This is a genomic window from Ruegeria sp. H9, from assembly GCF_056532915.1.
On sequence record NZ_JBQFNX010000001.1, the window covers coordinates 1,312,467 to 1,330,525 of the forward strand.

At 58.3% G+C, this 18,059-nt stretch carries 14 protein-coding genes; 7 read left to right on the plus strand and 7 right to left on the minus strand.

Annotated elements, in window-relative coordinates; translation table 11 throughout:
• Positions 1 to 15: 15 nt before the first annotated feature.
• The 4 genes from ACR0CZ_RS06270 to xdhA are packed head-to-tail and all read right to left on the minus strand — an operon-like array spanning position 16 to position 6,225.
• Positions 16 to 1,533 (minus strand): ABC transporter ATP-binding protein, encoded by a 1,518-nt coding sequence (locus tag ACR0CZ_RS06270; protein WP_170392491.1) that lies wholly within the window; start codon positions 1,531 to 1,533, stop codon positions 16 to 18.
• Positions 1,530 to 2,465 (minus strand): xanthine dehydrogenase accessory protein XdhC, encoded by a 936-nt coding sequence (gene xdhC / locus ACR0CZ_RS06275; protein WP_170392490.1) that lies wholly within the window; start codon positions 2,463 to 2,465, stop codon positions 1,530 to 1,532. The genes ACR0CZ_RS06270 and xdhC overlap by 4 nt, the downstream gene beginning before the upstream one ends.
• Complete coding sequence (gene xdhB / locus ACR0CZ_RS06280; protein ID WP_170392489.1) at positions 2,465 to 4,867, minus strand: xanthine dehydrogenase molybdopterin binding subunit; 2,403 nt, start codon at positions 4,865 to 4,867, stop codon at positions 2,465 to 2,467. The genes xdhC and xdhB overlap by 1 nt, the downstream gene beginning before the upstream one ends.
• Positions 4,864 to 6,225 (minus strand): xanthine dehydrogenase small subunit, encoded by a 1,362-nt coding sequence (xdhA, locus tag ACR0CZ_RS06285; protein WP_170392488.1) that lies wholly within the window; start codon positions 6,223 to 6,225, stop codon positions 4,864 to 4,866. Before xdhA ends, xdhB begins: the two co-directional genes overlap by 4 nt.
• Positions 6,226 to 6,567: 342 nt before the next feature.
• On the opposite strand from xdhA, the gene dnaE reads away from it, so the two are divergent.
• The 3 genes from dnaE (at position 6,568) to ACR0CZ_RS06300 (ending at position 10,741) form a co-directional block, all read left to right on the plus strand.
• Complete coding sequence (gene dnaE / locus ACR0CZ_RS06290) at positions 6,568 to 10,068, plus strand: DNA polymerase III subunit alpha (protein WP_170392487.1); 3,501 nt, start codon at positions 6,568 to 6,570, stop codon at positions 10,066 to 10,068.
• 86 nt (positions 10,069 to 10,154) lie between these two features.
• Positions 10,155 to 10,367 carry a YMGG-like glycine zipper-containing protein gene (locus tag ACR0CZ_RS06295; RefSeq protein ID WP_170392486.1) on the plus strand — a complete coding sequence of 71 codons (213 nt, stop codon included), beginning with the start codon at positions 10,155 to 10,157 and terminating at the stop codon, positions 10,365 to 10,367.
• Positions 10,368 to 10,372: 5 nt separating this feature from the next.
• Entirely contained in the window at positions 10,373 to 10,741 is a 369-nt protein-coding gene (locus tag ACR0CZ_RS06300) for a hypothetical protein (protein ID WP_170392485.1), read from the plus strand.
• Positions 10,742 to 10,745: 4 nt separating this feature from the next.
• Here ACR0CZ_RS06300 and ACR0CZ_RS06305 read toward each other — a convergent pair whose 3' ends face one another.
• Positions 10,746 to 10,940, minus strand: a complete 195-nt coding sequence (locus tag ACR0CZ_RS06305; protein WP_170392484.1) for a SlyX family protein — start codon at positions 10,938 to 10,940, stop codon at positions 10,746 to 10,748.
• A gap of 125 nt (positions 10,941 to 11,065) precedes the next feature.
• Between ACR0CZ_RS06305 and hisS the strand changes: the two genes are divergently transcribed.
• From hisS to hisG, 3 genes are read left to right on the plus strand one after another with little or no spacing between them, the layout of a single operon-like run.
• Positions 11,066 to 12,553, plus strand: a complete 1,488-nt coding sequence (gene hisS / locus ACR0CZ_RS06310; protein ID WP_170392483.1) for a histidine--tRNA ligase — start codon at positions 11,066 to 11,068, stop codon at positions 12,551 to 12,553.
• A 3-nt stretch (positions 12,554 to 12,556) separates the two neighbouring features.
• Complete coding sequence (locus ACR0CZ_RS06315; protein WP_170392482.1) at positions 12,557 to 13,645, plus strand: ATP phosphoribosyltransferase regulatory subunit; 1,089 nt, start codon at positions 12,557 to 12,559, stop codon at positions 13,643 to 13,645.
• Complete coding sequence (hisG, locus tag ACR0CZ_RS06320; RefSeq protein WP_170392481.1) at positions 13,642 to 14,331, plus strand: ATP phosphoribosyltransferase; 690 nt, start codon at positions 13,642 to 13,644, stop codon at positions 14,329 to 14,331. The genes ACR0CZ_RS06315 and hisG overlap by 4 nt, the downstream gene beginning before the upstream one ends.
• Here the strand turns inward: hisG and ACR0CZ_RS06325 are convergent.
• Positions 14,328 to 14,759, minus strand: coding sequence for a DUF1489 family protein (locus ACR0CZ_RS06325; RefSeq protein ID WP_170392480.1), 432 nt, complete (start codon positions 14,757 to 14,759; stop codon positions 14,328 to 14,330). The genes hisG and ACR0CZ_RS06325 overlap by 4 nt on opposite strands.
• 129 nt (positions 14,760 to 14,888) lie before the next feature.
• Here ACR0CZ_RS06325 and ACR0CZ_RS06330 point away from each other — a divergent pair, with 129 nt between their 5' ends.
• Positions 14,889 to 17,171 carry an adenosylcobalamin-dependent ribonucleoside-diphosphate reductase gene (locus ACR0CZ_RS06330; protein WP_170392479.1) on the plus strand — a complete coding sequence of 761 codons (2,283 nt, stop codon included), beginning with the start codon at positions 14,889 to 14,891 and terminating at the stop codon, positions 17,169 to 17,171.
• Positions 17,172 to 17,475: 304 nt separating this feature from the next.
• On the opposite strand, the gene ACR0CZ_RS06335 is transcribed toward ACR0CZ_RS06330, so the two are convergent.
• Positions 17,476 to 17,697, minus strand: coding sequence for a helix-turn-helix domain-containing protein (locus ACR0CZ_RS06335; protein ID WP_480544556.1), 222 nt, complete (start codon positions 17,695 to 17,697; stop codon positions 17,476 to 17,478).
• Positions 17,698 to 18,059 lie beyond the last annotated feature (362 nt).

Here is an 18,059-nt window from a genome sequence, read left to right on the forward strand (position 1 = left end):
TTTTCTTGTAATTGTTTAGACATGGGCCACCTCCATGCCATGCGCGCCGCCCATCATCAGGCCGATCTCATCGACCGTCAGACCCGTGGTTTCACGCGGGGCGCTTAGTCGTCCTTCGTTCAAGGCGGCGAAACTGTCTGAGATTTCCATCAGTTCATCGAGGTCTTGCGAGATACAGATGACCGCAGTTCCCTTGGCCGCCAGATCCAGAATGGCCTGCCGGATCGAGGCCGCCGCCGCTGCATCCACGCCCCAAGTCGGCTGGTTCACGACCAGAACATCCGGGTTTTGCAGCACTTCGCGACCAATCACGAACTTCTGCAGGTTCCCGCCCGACAGCGACCGGGCGGCATTTTCAGGACCCGGCGTACGCACGTCAAAGGCGCTAATGATCTTTTCGGCAAAGCTCTTGGTCTCGGACCACTTCAGAAAGCCGTTATTCTCTAGCCCCTCGCGGACCGACCCAGTCAGCAGAGCGTTTTCGGTCAGGCTCATATCAGGGGCAGCCGCGTGGCCCAGCCGTTCTTCGGGCGCGGTCAACACGCCCAGCTTACGCCGCGCGGTCGGGCCGAGTTTGCCGATGGGTTGACCGCTGAATTTGATCGCATCTGCGGTGGTCGGAATTTCGCCAGAAAGCACACCCAGCAATTCATCCTGACCGTTCCCCGCGACACCCCCGATCCCCAGAACCTCGCCCTTGCGGACGGTCATGTGGACGTTGCGAAGCGCGGTTCCGAATTCCGACGGCGACGGCACTGACAATCCGCTGACATCCAGCGCAACGTCACCGAACTCCCGGCCGGAACGTTCAGGTGTCTGCAGGGTCGAGCCCACCATCATCTCAGCCATATCGCGCGCTGAGGTTTCAGCTGGTACACATTCGCCCACATTCTTACCCAGCCGCAGAATCGTGGCGTGGTCGCATAGCGTTCGAATCTCTTCCAGCTTGTGCGAGATATACAGGATCGATGTCCCTTCCGAGCGCAATTTGTTCAGCGTTTCGAAAAGGATTTCAACCTCTTGTGGCGTCAGAACCGAGGTCGGCTCGTCCATGATCAGCAACTTTGGGTCCTGCAGTAAGCAGCGGATGATTTCGACCCGCTGACGCTCACCCGCAGACAGATCACCCACCGTACGGAAAGGATCCAAGGGCAGGCCGTAGGTTTCGGATACTTCGCGAATACGCGACGCCAGATCTCCCATCGGGGGTGGGTTCTCCATCCCCAGAGCGATATTCTCGGCGACGTTCAACGCATCGAACAGCGAAAAATGCTGGAACACCATCGCGATCCCGTCCGCACGGGCGGCGCGCGGTTCAGGCGGTGCATAGGGCTGCCCACGCAGCAGCATCGTGCCGCTGTCGGGTTTCACCAGCCCATAGATCATTTTGACAAGCGTGGATTTACCCGCGCCGTTCTCGCCCAGCAGTGCGTGAACTTCGCCTTCACCGATGTCAAAGGACACCTGATCATTGGCCACGACGCCGGGATAGGCTTTGGTCAGCCCTTGCAAGCTCAGAAGTGGAGTGGTCACGCGCTCAGGTCCTTCTTCAATTCGTTCTGTCGGGCGGGGCGTAACAGTTGCGCTGCCACCCCAACGGCGATCATCTGCGGGTGTTTGCCCAAGCCCGGATCGCCGATCGGACAGGTGATCCGGCTGATCCGCTCGGGCGGATGTCCAAGGGCTGCAAGTCGCGACCGGAATCGCGCCCATTTCGTAGCCGAGCCGATAAGCCCCGCAAAGAGGAAATTGTGCGAAAGCAGCCGGTTGCACAGTTCCAGATCCAGATTGTGCGAATAGGTCAGCACCAGATGCTCGGCATCGGTTGGCGCGTGGCGAACCAGCTCGGCGGGTTTTGCGGTCGGAACCGGGGTTACACCGGTTGGAACCACATCGGGAAACCGCTCGGGTCCGGTATCGACCCAGGTGATTGCCAGATCGGGTAGGGGGGACAAAACGTCCACCAGCGCCCGGCCTACATGGCCTGCGCCCCAGATCCACAGATTACGCGTCGGTTTGTGAACGGGTTCGACCATCCAACCTTCGATCAGTTGGGGCTCGGGCGCGACACCCTGTCCTCGCGCTGCCGCCAGCCGACGTTTGACCGATAGCGGCATCTCTCCGCCCGAGGCCGAACGCGCGATGACGGTATCGTCCAGTGCATTCAGCGCTTCATGATCAAATACTTCACTCAGCAATGAAACTGCACCGCCGCAGCATTGCCCCATGTCGGGGCCAAGAGCGTGATGCGTTAGTCGGGTGGCGGTGGTTTGGGATCGCGCAGCTTCGGCTGCCTGATACTCCAACGTGCCTCCACCGATGGTGCCACTTTGCCCGTCCTTCCAGACTAGCATCGCGGCCCCCACTTCACGTGGAGACGACCCTTTGATGCCGGCGATGACCACCCGGACCACTGTTCCGTGGGTTTTGACCGCCTCCCTCAAAGCCTCCAAGTCAATTCCCATCAGATGCCTCCCTTCATCTTTTGGACGCCGCGCCAAACCTCTTCAGCCGTGGCTGGTGCATCAAGAGCGGGGTAGACCTCTCCACAGGCCGCGACCGCATTCGACAGGGCCAGCCATGCAGAAATCCCGAGCATAAACGGAGGTTCGCCCACCGCTTTCGAACGATAGATCGTGTCCTCACGGTTTTCGGCATCCCAGAGTGCGACGTTGAATACGTCGGGTCGATCTGAGCAGGCGGGGATCTTGTAAGTCGAGGGTGCGTGTGTGCGCAGGTTGCCCGTGCCGTCCCAGACCAGTTCCTCGGTCGTTAGCCAGCCCGCGCCTTGCACATAACCTCCTTCGACCTGCCCGATATCCAACGCCGGGTTCAACGAAGCACCGGCATCATGCAGGATATCGGTGCGCAGAATGCGGTTCTCACCAGTCAGAGTGTCGACGGCCACTTCGGTGACCGACGCTCCGTAGGCGAAGTAGAAGAACGGACGGCCTCGTCCGGCGATCCGGTCCCATTCGATCTTGGGTGTCTTGTAGAAACCGGTCGCCGACAGGCTGATCCGACCCTGATAAACCAGCGCCGCAGCTTCAGCGAAGGTGTAGCGTTCTGCGCCAACCGAAACATGGCCATCAGAGAAGGTGACAGTCGACGGATCGGCCTGATGCCGCTCGGCCAGATAGTCCGCCATTCGATCGCGGATCGTATCGCAGGCCGCCTTCACGGCCATGCCATTCAGGTCGCTGCCCGAGGATGCTGCCGTGGCCGAAGTGTTCGGCACCTTGGCCGTATCCGTGGCGGTGATTTTGACCATCTCCAGGGGGATGCCAAAGCGCGAAGCCGCCACCTGTGCCACCTTCTGGAACAGACCCTGACCCATCTCGGTGCCGCCGTGGTTCAGATGGACCGAGCCATCCTGATACACATGCACCAAAGCGCCTGCCTGATTCAGGTGGGTCAGCGTGAAGGAAATCCCGAACTTGACCGGAGAAAAGGCAATGCCCTTCTTGATCACGCTGTTCTCGGCGTTCCATTTCGCAATGGCGGCCTTGCGCGTTTCGTAATCGCTGGATTTCAGTAGGGCCTGAGTCATCCCGTGCAATTCGAAATCGCTGACCTCCATTCCGTAGGGCGTGGTATTGCCACCAGCGGGCAGAGGGCGCACGGGGGCGTCCCCGGTTTCGACCGCGCCGCGGCTTGTTAGGTCCTCATGCGGGTCGGGATGACCCAAAGGCTTTTCGGACGGCGTGATCTCGGCAATCGCATGGGCCGGTTCGTAGTAGTTTCGGCGGCGCAGTTCCACCGGGTCCAGACCCAGCTCATACGCGGCGTGGTCCATCACGCGTTCGATGCCAACCATGCCCTGCGGGCCGCCGAAGCCGCGATAAGCGGTGGCGGATTGGGTGTTGGTCTTCAGCCGGTGGCTTTCGATCCGTGCATTTGGCAACAGATAGGCATTGTCCGAATGCAGCATCGCGCGGTCGGCGACGGGCAGGGACAAGTCCTGCGCCCAGCCGCAGATGGCGTAGTGGTGGAATGAGACGCCCTGAATATGGCCGTTCTCGTCAAATCCGGCCTTATAGGCGATGCGGAACGCGTGGCGTTTGCCGGTGATGGTCATATCATCGTCGCGGTCATAGCGCATCTTGCACGCCTTGCCAGTTGCGCGAGCGGCGACCGCGCAAGCAACGGCCAGCGCATTGCCCTGGCTTTCCTTGCCGCCAAAACCGCCGCCCATACGGCGGGTCTCGACCCTGACGGCGTGCATCGGAACGCCCAATGCATCGGCCACCTTGTGTTGGATCTCGGTCGGGTGCTGGGTCGAGCTGTGAACCAGCATATCCGCGCCTTCATTCGGCACGGCCAAAGCGGCCTGACCTTCCAGATAGAAATGCTCCTGCCCGCCAAGCTCGAATGACCCTTCGATCACATGGGCGGATCCTGCAATAGCCGCATCAGCATTGCCTTTGGCATAGATGCGCGGGCCGTCTTCGAACCGACTGTCGGCGGCCAGAGCCTCTTCGACGGTTAGGATCGGGGTTTCCTCGGCATAGTCGATCTTGCCCAAACGGGCCGCCTTGCGGGCGGCCAGATGGCTGCTGGCGATGACCAGAAACACCGGCTGGCCGATATAGTGAACCGTGCCGTCCGACAGTAGCGGTTCATCATGGATCGAAGGCGATACGTCGTTGGCGAAGGGCAGATCATCCGCAGCCATAACCATCACGACGCCCTCGGCAGCCTTCACCGCAGATAAGTCCATTGCGGTGATCTTGCCTTTGGCAATCGGGCTGAGGCCAAAAGCCAGATGCAAACTGTCCCTGGGTGTCGGGATATCGTCCACATACCGCGCGGTTCCTGAAACGTGCAGCGGTGCTGCGTCGTGGGGGAGGGGTTTGGTCACGCTCATGCCGATACCTCCAGCACATTGGTCACTTCACCCTGATCTTCCAGGAAGTATCTTTCGAGCATCGCTTTGGCGGATTCCAGTCGATAGGTGGCCGAGGCGCGCATGTCCGTGAGTGGTGAATAATCGTCAGCAAAGGCAGGCAGCGCGGCGTCAATCGTCTCGCGCGCCCAAGGTTTACCGACCAATGCGGCCTCGACATGGGTTGCCCGTTTCGGGATGCCGGCCATGCCGCCGAACGCGATGCGCGCCTGCGTGACGATGCCGACCGAGACGGTGATGTTGAAACACCCGCAGACGGCCGAGATGTCCTGATCGAACCGCTTGCTGAGTTTATAGGCCTTCAGGCGATCCAGCTGACGGGGGAAGCTGACAGCTTCGACGAATTCACCGGGAACGCGGTCCTGTTTGCCATAGTCGATAAAGAACTCTTCCAGCGGAAGGGACCGGCGGGTGTCGCCTTTGCGCAGATGAAGGGTTGCGTCCAGAGCAATCAGCGCAGGCGGGTTGTCCCCAATGGGCGAGCCATTGGCTATGTTGCCGCCCACCGTTGCAGCATGGCGCACCTGTACACTGGCGTAGCGGCGGATCATTTCGGCGTAAGAGGGGTGAAGATCGGCCAGAGCCTCACCCATCCGATTCATGTCGACCATTGCGCCAAAGCGAATTTCATCGTCGGTGATGGTGATTTGTTTGAGATCATCGCAACGGTTGAGGAAGATTACTGGATCCAGGTCGCGCAGTTGCTTTGTCACCCACAGGCCGACATCTGTTGCTCCGGCAACCAGCGTGGCATCCGGGTTTTCAACATATACAGCTGCCAGTTCATCGGAAGATTCAGGCAGCATGCGCGACGCAGCAGAAGATGCGAGTGGCTTGTCTTTGACCCAGACTGGCACGGGACGGTCCTCGACCGCTTTCGCGGCGCGAATAATCGGTGCATAGCCAGTGCAGCGGCACAGGTTTCCGGCAAGCTGGGTGTCATGATCCGTGGCGCCCGTCGCATGGCTGGCGACCATCGACATGACAAAACCCGGAGTGCAAAAACCGCATTGCGAACCGTGCAAGTCAACCATTGCCTGTTGAACGGGATGTGCTTCGCCATCCGGGCCGCTTGCCCCTTCGACTGTTCGAACCGCTTTGCCATGCAGCTGGGGCAAGAACAGGATGCAGGAGTTCAGAGCTTTTGCACCGTCTTCGTCCGTCACCATGACCGTGCACGCGCCGCAATCGCCTTCGTTGCAGCCTTCTTTGGTGCCTGTCAGACCGCGATCTTCACGCAGCCAGTCCAGTAGGGTGGCCGTCGGATCGACATCCGGCAGCTCCACTGTCTCTCCGTTCAGAAGAAACGTGATGTTCATTCGAGAAACCCGTCGCGTTACCCGGTTGCGCCCGTTCGGCCCTCCTTCGATGCGACGTAGAAAGAGTGGCGGGCGGTAGCTTGCCGTCAGATGTTAGAAACAGCGCACCTTATCTGGCAAGAAAAACTGCCTATATGATACACCATTGCACCCGAGCGGCCCATGATTGTCGTGTATGTGTGAAACTTAATAAATTGAAAATAAACACTTTTTGGGAAGGTGTGCGTTCCTACGCCCGAAGCACCTTCTGAAAAAGCCGAATAATCACCGATGATTTTTTCGGCATTCGATGGTGCCGGTTCCCGCTTTTGCAACGTCGCTGGCTGAGATAGCTTAGCCTGTATGAGCAGTTCCCCCCGATTCATTCACCTCCGCGTTCACACTGAATATTCGTTGCTGGAAGGCGCCGTGCGGCTGAAGAAGCTGCCGGACCTGTGCCAGAAGATGGAGATGCCCGCCGTCGCGGTGACGGATACCAATTCAATGTTCTCGGCCTTAGAGTTTTCGGTCACCGCCAGCGGGGCAGGTGTGCAACCGATCATGGGCTGTCAGGTCGATCTCAGTTACGTTCAGGCGCAGCCGGGAGAAAAGCCCAAAGCACCCGCGCCGCTGGTGCTGCTGGCACAATCCGAGGTGGGATATGAGAATCTGATGAAGCTCAGTTCCTGCCTGTATGTAGACAAAAGCGGGCAGTTGCCGCAGGTCACTTTGGACGAATTGGCGGAACGATCAGATGATTTGATCTGCTTAACCGGCGGTCCAGACGGGCCCGTAGGGTTGCTGTTACAGCAAGGTCAGCGCCCTGCTGCCGAGGCTTTGGTGGATCGTTTGTCCGCGATTTTCCCGGATCGCCTTTATGTTGAGTTGCAGCGTCACCCTGGCGAAGGAGGTCAACCTGAGGCCGAGCGCTTGACCGAGCGCGGTCATGTCGAGATGGCGTATGACAAGAACCTGCCGCTGGTGGCCACCAATGACGTCTATTTTCCGACTTCGGACATGTACGAGGCCCACGACGCGCTGATCTGTATCGCCGAGGGGGCTTATGTCGACCAGCAGGACGGTCGCCGACGTCTGACCGCGCAGCACTATTTCAAGTCGCAGCAGGAGATGGTGACACTGTTCGCCGATCTGCCCGAAGCCGTCGAGAATACGGTTGAAATCGCGCAACGCTGCGCCTTCATGGCCTATCGCCGCGACCCGATCCTGCCGAAGTTTGCAGATGATGAGGTCGCCGAACTGCGTCGCATCGCCAACGAGGGTCTGCAAAAACGTCTGGCCGTGATCCCGCACGCCGTGACACCTGAAGAATATCAGGAACGGCTGGATTTCGAACTTGGCATTATCGAAGGGATGGGCTTCCCAGGCTATTTCCTGATCGTTGCCGACTTTATCCAATGGGCAAAGGATCATGACATTCCGGTGGGTCCGGGGCGAGGCTCGGGTGCGGGATCACTGGTGGCTTATGCGCTGACGATTACCGACCTTGATCCGCTGCGGTATTCGCTTCTGTTTGAACGGTTTCTGAACCCCGAGCGGGTTTCTATGCCCGACTTCGATATCGACTTCTGCATGGATCGCCGTGAAGAGGTTATCCGCTACGTGCAGCAGAAATACGGGCGCGACAAAGTGGGGCAGATCATCACCTTCGGTGCCTTGCTGTCGAAGGCGGCTGTGCGCGATATTGGGCGTGTATTGCAGATGCCATACGGGCAGGTTGATCGCCTGTCCAAGATGATCCCGGTCGAAGGCGTCAAACCCGTTTCCATCGAAAAGGCGCTGAAGGATGAGCCGCGCCTGCGGGAAGAGGCACGCAATGAAGAGGTCGTGGACCGTCTGCTCACATATGGCCAGCAAGTCGAGGGGCTGCTGCGCAACGCCTCGACACACGCTGCCGGCGTGGTGATCGGAGATCGGCCGCTGGATGCACTGGTTCCAATATACCAAGACCCGCGTTCGGACATGCCTGCGACCCAATTCAATATGAAATGGGTAGAACAGGCCGGGCTTGTAAAGTTCGATTTTCTGGGTCTGAAAACACTGACCGTGATCCAGAACGCGATGGATTTGATCTTTAAGTCAGGGCGTGACCTTCACGTAGCTCCCGATGGCACGGAACTCTATGAACCCGCCGAAGGGGCACTAAATCAGATCAACGCCATCCCGCTGGATGACGAGGCGACGTACAAACTCTATTCGGCGGCCAAGACGGTGGCGGTGTTCCAGGTTGAATCCTCGGGCATGATGGATGCGCTCAAGCGGATGAAGCCGGATTGTATCGAGGATATCATCGCCCTCGTCGCGCTTTATCGACCCGGCCCGATGGAGAACATCCCCAAGTTCTGCGAAGTCAAGAACAAGCTTAGCGAACGCGACACGCTGCACCCGTCCATCGACCATATCTTGGATGAGACGCAGGGCATCATCGTCTATCAGGAACAGGTGATGCAGATCGCGCAGGAAATGGCGGGTTACAGCCTTGGGGGCGCGGACTTGCTGCGCCGCGCGATGGGTAAGAAAATTCAGGAGGCGATGGATGCAGAGCGGCCCAAGTTCCTCAAAGGTGCTGCCGAAAACAATGTGGATGAGGCCAAGGCGACCGAAGTCTGGAACCTGCTGGACAAGTTCGCCAACTATGGCTTCAACAAATCCCACGCCGCCGCCTATGCGGTGGTCAGCTATCAAACCGGCTGGCTAAAGGCGAACCACCCGGTCGAGTTCATGGCAGGTGTCATGAACTGCGATATCCATCTGACCGACAAGCTCGCGATCTATTTTGAGGAAGTCCGCAAGGGGCTGCAGCTGCCCTATGTTCCGCCGTGCGTAAATCGATCCCAAGCGACCTTTGATGTGGCCGATGGGCATTTGGTCTATGCGCTGGGCGCGCTCAAGAACGTAGGCGTCGAGGCAATGAATCTTGTGGTTGAGGGGCGTGGCGAAAAGCCTTTCGTAAACCTGTTCGACTTCGCCCGCCGTGTTGACCTGAAGAAGGTCGGCAAACGCCCGCTTGAGATGCTGGCTCGCGCCGGTGCCTTTGACGAGCTCGATAAAAATCGTCGCCGTGTGTTTGAAAGCCTTGATCCGTTGGTTCAGTATTCGGCGGCGATTCACGAGCAGAAGAATTCCAACCAAGTTTCCCTGTTTGGCGAGGCAGGCGATGACCTGCCCGAACCGCGTCTGTCCCCTTCGCCTGATTGGCTACCTGCCGAACGCCTAAGCGAGGAATTCAAGGCCATCGGATTCTACCTGTCTGGCCATCCGCTGGATGACTATATGCCGGCCCTGAAGCGCAAACAGGTGCTGACACTGGACCAGGTGACTGAAAAGGCGCGCTCTGGACCATTTATCGCTAAGATGGCCGGAGTCGTTGCAGGTCGGCAGGAAAGGAAATCAGCGCGTGGCAATCGGTTTGCTTTTGCGCAGCTCTCTGATCCGACTGGGGCATTCGAGGTCACGTTATTCTCGGAAACACTGGAGAAATCCCGAGAGTTTCTGGAAACCGGCGCACAGGTGGTACTGACGGCCGAAGCGACCATGGAGGCCGATCAGCTGAAACTGCTGGGCCGTTCCGTTGGTCCGGTTGATACAGTTGTGGCCGATGCGGGTGCGACGGGTTTGCGTGTGTTTGTCGAGGATTCGAAGGTTTTGCCGAACATGGCCACGGTACTGGAAGGCGCAGAGGCTTCAGCCAAAAGGGTGGCCAAGGGACCTGTTTATGTTTGCCTATTCGATCCCGGACTGCCAGGCGAGGTCGAGATGGATCTGGGCCGGGAATTTCCGATCAACCCAGAAATCAAAGGCGCGCTGAAGTCGCTCGAGGGGATATCGGAGATCGAAGAAATCTGATCCCGAACCGTAATGTTGCCACACGCGATGGACCCCGCTAGGCTGGGTGAACATCCTCAAAGGTCATTTCACAGGAGGGTTCCGAAATGGCAAGTTCAGGCAATGTTTTCAGGATATTTACACTCGCCGCGGCATGTTCACTTGCATTGGCCACTGCGGTACATGCAGACGACAAAAAGAAGAAAAACACTCTTACCGGGGCCTTGGTCGGCGCGGGCGTTGGCGCGCTGGTCGGCGATGGTAAAGGGGCTGCGGTCGGTGGGGTGGCCGGTGCGATTATCGGACATAACTGGAAGTGAAGCTGATGCAGTCAATTCTCGTAAAATCTACTTTCTGTGCCACGCTCTTTGTCGTACCCACATTCGCGCTGGCTGACGATTCAGCAGAGCAGATGGTACAGGATGCCTTGCCTGTGATGCACTACACATGTGCGTCGATCGCAGAGGAGGCTGATGGCGACGAAGAATTTGTCGTGGCCGTTGTTGGAAAAATGACGGCCCTGTCACTCTATAACCGCCAGATCAATATCGAAGATCATGCGGCCACTGACGAGGAAAAGACCCAACTGCGCGAAGCCTTCATTGCTGCTCTGTCAGAGGGTTGTGCCGCCGACAAGAATGCCCTTCTGGGCGGTGTGGTCGATAACGCGGTGAAGTCGACGCTGGGGTTGTAACCCCTCAGTAATGCGGCGGGCGTTCGTCGCCGAACACAACGCCGCCTGAGCCTTCCTGCGCGCGTTCCGCCTCGCGTTGCAACAGCATCTCGACGCGGCGGGTCAGGCGGTCGATCTCGTTCTGTTGGTTTGTGACGACCGAGTTCAGCTCTTCGACCGTGCGGGTCAGATGGGCGATCTGCTCTTCCAGATGCTGCATGGGGCTCTCCTTATAGGCGTCTCATAGCGACCCTGTGACGCCCTGGCCAGAGAAACCCCGCCTTGCCCCGAAACAGACCATGGGATAGACCGCGCGCGGAACACTAAATCCCAAGGACGCCCCACATGGCCAAGCCCAAGAAACAGCCCCGCCCCAAGGCCGTAACGCCGAAAGGGTTCCGTGACTATTTCGGCGAGGAAGTCACGCAGCGCACCGAGATGCTGCGGACGATTGCAGGCGTCTATCATCGTTACGGGTTCGATGCCTTGGAGAGCAGCGCGGTTGAAACGGTTGAGGCGTTGGGCAAGTTCCTGCCCGACGTGGACCGCCCGAACGAGGGCGTATTTGCATGGCAGGAATTTGACGAAGGCGGCAATGGCGACTGGATGGCGCTGCGCTATGACCTGACTGCGCCTCTGGCCCGTGTCTATGCGCAGCACCGCAACGATCTGCCGACGCCTTATCGCCGCTATGCGATGGGTCCGGTCTGGCGGAACGAGAAGCCGGGGCCGGGGCGGTATCGCCAGTTTTATCAGTGCGATGCGGATACGGTGGGCACGGCCTCAATGGCTGCGGATGCCGAGATTTGCGCCATGCTGTCGGACACGCTGGAAACCGTTGGAATCCCGCGCGGTGACTATCTGGTGCGGGTCAACAACCGTAAGGTTCTGAATGGCGTGCTCGAAGCGATGGGTTTGGGTGAAGACGCCGCCGCCCGAGATAACGTTCTGCGCACGATCGACAAGTTCGACAAGGTGGGCGAGGCTGGTGTGCGTGAGCTTTTGACCAACGGCCGATTGGATGCCTCTGGCGCTTTTATCGATGGTGTTGGTCTTAGCGGTGATCAGGCCGAGCCGGTGATTGCCTTCCTGACTTCTAAAGCTGCAGATACCGCCGGAACGCTGGCCAACCTGCGCGCCGCTGTGGGTGACAGCAAGATCGGTGCGGACGGGATCGCTGAGTTGGAGCAGATTGGTGCGCTGCTGGATGCAGGCGGGTATGGTTCGGACCGGATCGAGATTGATCCTTCGGTCGTGCGTGGCCTCGGCTATTACACCGGGCCGGTCTATGAGGCCGAACTGACCTTCGAAATATACGACGAGAAGGGCCGCAAGCGGCAATTCGGGTCGGTCTCGGGTGGTGGTCGCTATGATGATCTGGTCAAGCGGTTTACCGGACAGGAAGTACCCGCGACCGGCATCTCCATCGGTGTTGACCGATTATTGGCCGCTTTGCGTGAGAAGGGGCGGATCGCGGCGCAGGCCACCGGCCCAGTGGTTGTGACCGTGATGGACCGCGATCGCATGGCGGACTATCAGGCGATGGTGGCAGAACTGCGCAATGCCGGTATCCGAGCCGAGGTCTACTTGGGCAACCCCAAGAACTTTGGCAACCAACTGAAATATGCGGACAAGCGGAACTCTCCAATTGCGGTGATCGAAGGCGGTGACGAAAAGGCAAATGGGATCGTGCAGATCAAGGACCTGATTCTTGGCGCCAAGATTGCCGAGAGCGCCACGCTTGAGGAATGGAAAGAACGGCCCAGCCAGTTCGAAGTGCCCCGCGGCGATCTGGTCGCTAAGGTGCGCGAGATTCTGGACAATCAGGACTGACCCATGCCGAACCGTTCCCAAATACAGGCCCGCGCCGCCATGATGCGTGTCCGGTTCGAGGCGGCGGGCGCGCAGGTGGTTGATACGCCTCTGCTGCAGCCAGCCGGGACGCTGTTGGACCTCTATGGAGAAGATATCCGCGCCCGTGCTTACGTAACCTCGGACGCGCTGCGGGGTGAGCAGATGCTGCGCCCGGATTTCACCCTGCCGGTGGTACAGATGCACATGTCCGATGGGGCTGAACCAGCAAGATACACCTATTCCGGCGAAGTGTTCCGCCGTCAGGAACACGATCCGGATCGTGCTAATGAGTATATCCAAGTCGGCTACGAAGTATTTGATCGCGAAGACCCCGCCGGAGCCGATGCCGAGGTGTTTTCGTTATTTGCCCTGCAATTGCGCGGGCTGCCCTTGCGGGCAGCGACAGGTGATATCGGTATTCTGATCGCCGCTGTCGGGGGTCTCAAGACCACTAGCCGTCGTAAGGCTGCACTGATGCGGCATCTCTGGCGGCCTCGCCGGTTCCGCGTTTTGCTGGACCGATATGCCGGACGCAAAGCAAGTCTCGAGGGGCGCGATGCTCTGCTTGACGCGGTCGACCCATTGGCGATTGACGTGCCCATGATAGGCAAGCGCCGCACGCCCGAAATTCTCGAACGGATTGATGCCCTGCGCGAAGACCGCGCTGCGCCGCCGATCTCGGACAATGAACTGGCCGGTTTGGAGACGCTGCTTAATGTGCGCGAAACCATGCCTTTCGCGCTGGAACAACTGCGTGACATTGCGGTTGATCTGCCACAGATCACATCTGCTTTGGATCGTTTGGAAGCTCGTATCGCAGCCCTGCAGGCGCGTGGCGTGGATGTGGATACACTGGATTTTGAGGCGTCTTATGGCAGGACCTCGATGGAGTATTACGACGGGTTTGTATTCGGCTTTTACGCCGAAGGCCGCCCTGATCTGCCACCGGTTGCGACCGGCGGGCGCTATGATGCGCTGACCAGGCAATTGGGTGGTGGGGCCGAGATTCCGGCAATTGGCGGCGTGATCCGCCCGGACCTGATGCTCGAAATCGAGGAGGCTGCGCAATGAGCCTGAAACTCGGTGTGCCCTCGAAGGGCCGGTTGATGAACAAGACCTTTGCATGGTTTGAAAAGCGCGGCATTACACTGTCGCGCAGCGGATCAGACCGGGAATACGCGGGCAAGGTTGATGGGATTGGTGGCGTCTCGCTGATCCTATTGTCTGCAGGAGAGATTCCGCGCGAGCTGGCGGCGGGACGCATTCATTTGGGCGTGACCGGCATCGATCTTGTGCATGAAAAGCTGCCGCGCTGGGAACAGCAGGTGGAAGAGGTTGCACCTTTGGGGTTCGGCAAGGCGGACCTTATCATTGCAACCCCAGCCTGCTGGGTCGACGTGGACACTCTGGATGATCTGGATGCGGCGGCGGCAGGTTTTCGCAGGGCGCATGGCCATCGGCTGCGGATCGCTACCAAGTACCACCGTCTGGTCCGCGAATTCCTGACCGAAGCGGGGGTGGCCGACTACACGCTGGTCGACAGCCAGGGCGCAACCGAGGGGACGGTGGTGAATGAGACAGCCGAGGCGATTGCCGATATCACCTCGACCGGGGAAACACTGCGGGCGAACCACCTGAAAATCTTGTCGGATGGGTTGATCCTGCAATCGCAGGCCACGCTGTGGCGCAGCCGCGTGGCCAAATACGATGCGGCTGAAAAGACGGCTTTGAATGAGCTGCTGGACAGGTTGGCCTAAAGCACCCCAATTTCCGCTAATGCGCGGTTCAGATCGTCGGGCAGGGCATCGTCCTGCTCGCGATTCTTAGGCAAGTCGGCAGGGGTGTCCTCAGGCTTGAGATACCGCCAGCCCTGAAATGGACGCTTCAGAGCGTTCTGCGTTCTGTGTACTTCGGGGTCCAGGACGATGGCGCAGCGGCGGATGCCATCCTCGCCACGGACTTCATCCAGCCGCAGGATGCGCTGGCGGCACTGGACCACTCCTTTGATCACCCAATAGATCGACCCGCCATTCAGAATTTCAGCGTCGCGCTTGGGCCACATGCGGGTCACGTGGCGCGGGTATCCGTCCTCATAGAGTGGTTTGCGGCTGTCTTGCCACGCCATCAGCGTGTCGACACTTTCTGACCCAACCGAAAGTTTGATGAGGTTTACGTACTTATCCACAGCTTTCCCACAGAGTCGTCCCAAGGGCGATCCCTATATTGTAGCCCTCATGCGCTTGTCATCAAGCTGTTGTGGTTTAGATGTGATCTGGGCTAATCTGAATGCCTCTTTCAGCACAGGGAATCACCAATGAGCCGCTTTGCCGCCCCCATCGCCGAGCAGATCTGGGATATGAAATACCGCTTTAAACAGGCGGATGGTACGCCCATCGATCAGACAGTCGAGGACAGCTGGCGGCGCATAGCTCGTGATCTGGCGCGTGTGGAAGAAGACCCGGCGCATTGGGAAGAAAAATTCTATGAGGCGCTAGAGGATTTCAAATACCTTCCTGCTGGCCGCATCACCGCCGGGGCGGGCACCGCGCGACAGGTAACCCTGTTCAACTGCTTTGTGATGGGGACAATCCCCGACAGCATGGGCGGTATCTTCGACATGCTGAAAGAGGCCGCGCTGACCATGCAGCAGGGCGGGGGGATCGGTTACGATTTCTCAACCATCCGTCCGCGCGGCGCGGATGTGAAAGGGGTCGCAGCGGATGCCTCGGGCCCGCTAAGCTTTATGGACGTCTGGGACGCCATGTGCCGCACGATCATGTCTGCAGGCTCGCGTCGTGGTGCGATGATGGCGACCATGCGCTGCGACCATCCGGATATCGAACAGTTCATCACCGCGAAATCCGACCCGGCGCGTTTGCGCATGTTCAACATGTCGGTTCTGGTCACCGATCCATTCATGGAGGCCGTCAAGGCCGATGGACCGTGGGATCTGGTATTTGACGGAAAGGTCTATCACACCGTTCAGGCGCGCGATCTTTGGAACAAGATCATGCAGGCCACCTATGATTATGCCGAGCCGGGCGTGATCTTTATCGACCGGATCAATCAGGCGAACAATCTGAATTACGTCGAGACGATCTCGGCGACCAACCCGTGCGGAGAACAACCTCTACCGCCTTATGGTGCCTGTCTGCTGGGTTCGATCAATCTGGCACGGTTGGTTGCCGAGCCGTTCGAGGATGCCGCGCACCTGGACGAGGAGGCCTTGCAAGAGCTGGTGGCCACCGCCGTTCGCATGATGGACAACGTGGTGGACGCGTCGAAATTCCCGCTGGCCGAACAAGAAGCCGAGGCGCAGGACAAGCGCCGCATCGGGCTGGGCGTGACTGGTCTGGCCGATGCGCTGTTGATGTTGGGTCTGCGCTACGGCTCGGACGAGGCGGCGCGTCAGACCGAACGCTGGTTGCACGCGATCGCGCGCGCCGCGTATCTGGCGTCGGTCGATTTGGCGAGGGAAAAGGGAGCTTTCCCACTGTTTGACGCCGAGAAATATCTGGCCAGCGGCACCATGCAACAGATGGATGACGATGTGCGCGACGCAATCCGCGAACACGGCATCCGCAACGCGCTACTGACCTCGATCGCGCCGACGGGTACGATTTCGCTGTATGCGGGCAACGTATCTTCGGGGATCGAGCCGGTTTTTGCCTATGCCTACACGCGCAAGGTGCTGCAAAAGGACGGTTCGCGCACCGAAGAAGAGGTTGTGGACTATGCGGTGCAGATGTGGCGCGACAAGTTTGGCGACGCCGAATTGCCCAATTATTTCGTGAATGCGCAAACACTAAGCCCGTCCCATCACGTAAAAATGCAGGCGGCGGCGCAAAAGTGGATCGATAGTTCGATATCGAAGACGATCAACTGTCCCGAAGATATCAGCTTTGACGCCTTCAAAGACGTCTATATGCAGGCCTGGGATCAGGGATGCAAAGGCTGCACTACCTATAGGCCAAACGATGTGACCGGCTCGGTTCTGAGCGTATCGGAAAGCGACGACAAAGCGCCAGGTGAAAGCGCGGATGCCCCGCATGAGGTTGACGGGGGCGAGGTCGTTTATATGTCCGAACCGCTTGATCGCCCACAATCGCTTGAAGGGTCGACTTACAAGCTGAAATGGCCGGACAGCGAGCACGCAATCTATCTGACAATTAACGATATCGTCATTGGCGGACGCCGTCGTCCCTTCGAGGTGTTCATTAACTCGAAGAATATGGAGCATTATGCTTGGACGCTGGCTTTGACCCGGATGATATCGGCCGTGTTCCGACGCGGTGGCGATGTGTCCTTTGTGGTCGAGGAACTGAAAGCTGTGTTCGACCCGCGAGGCGGGGCCTGGGTTAAAGGCAAGTACATTCCGTCCATCCTGGCCGCGATTGGCGGCGTGATCGAGCAACACATGGTCAATATCGGCTTCCTTGAGGGCGAAGGCATGGGCCTGAAGTCCGATCCTCAGGCGCAGGTAGTCAACATGGACGCCCCGCGTGGCAAGACTTGCCCATCCTGTGGTCAGTTCGACATGGTGATGATCGAAGGCTGCATGACCTGCCGCAGCTGCGGTCATTCTAAGTGTGGCTGATTTGGCGGAAGAGGACTTGATGTTGTGGTGCTTCAGGCGACACCGCCATTATTGTCACCAAATGACCTCTAACTGCGATCTGCCGACCTGCTGACGGAACCTAAGAAGCGCTAGTTTTTTTTACGTTTCTTGTCTGAAGGAAATTTACTGGCCTTGTCGACCGAAGCACCTTTGGCGAGTTGCTTCGGCTTCTCTGTGCGACTTGATGCATGGCATTTGTTCCAAACATTTGCTTTGGAGTACTTTTTAGTTCTTCAAGCGTCAGGTGCAGGTTCAAACCTTGAACCTTTAATAGAGCAGCACCCTAAACTCGTTCGTCGAGTGGCATTGCGTCTGCGACAAATTTTAAGAACTGCTCCGGGGGAATGCCAAGTGCGCGCGATAGTATAACAAGTTCTGGCACATCTATGCGCCTTTGGCCGATCTCAATCCTGGCAATAAATAACGGATGACACTTTAACCTCTTGGCGAGCTTCGCCCGCGAGTATCGTTGGGCTTTGTCGGCGGCGATAGGCGCGGAGATCAGCGCGAGATGCCCTGACGAGCGGAGAGATTTGGCCGCTTTGGTGTCCGTTTAATGCTTCGGACATTTCCTAATCTCATTTTCAGAGTGTTTAGAAAGTCAGATTGAATATCTAAGAGCGGATGATTAAAATTGCTAAACATATAATCAACGCAGCTTTTTTCCCCTGTTTTGCGTTTGCCCGAGAGCCACTCACACTAACTTCAGACGAATATGAGCACTTGGAGCCTATCTACTAAATCCTTTGCGTAGCGCCCGGTAGGACCACTGACGAAGCAATGGAAGCGTTATTAGCGCACTTCGATCAACCACTTGCCAACGAAGTGGAGACTCTGATTGTGCGTAGTTCATGCGGCGCGAATTTC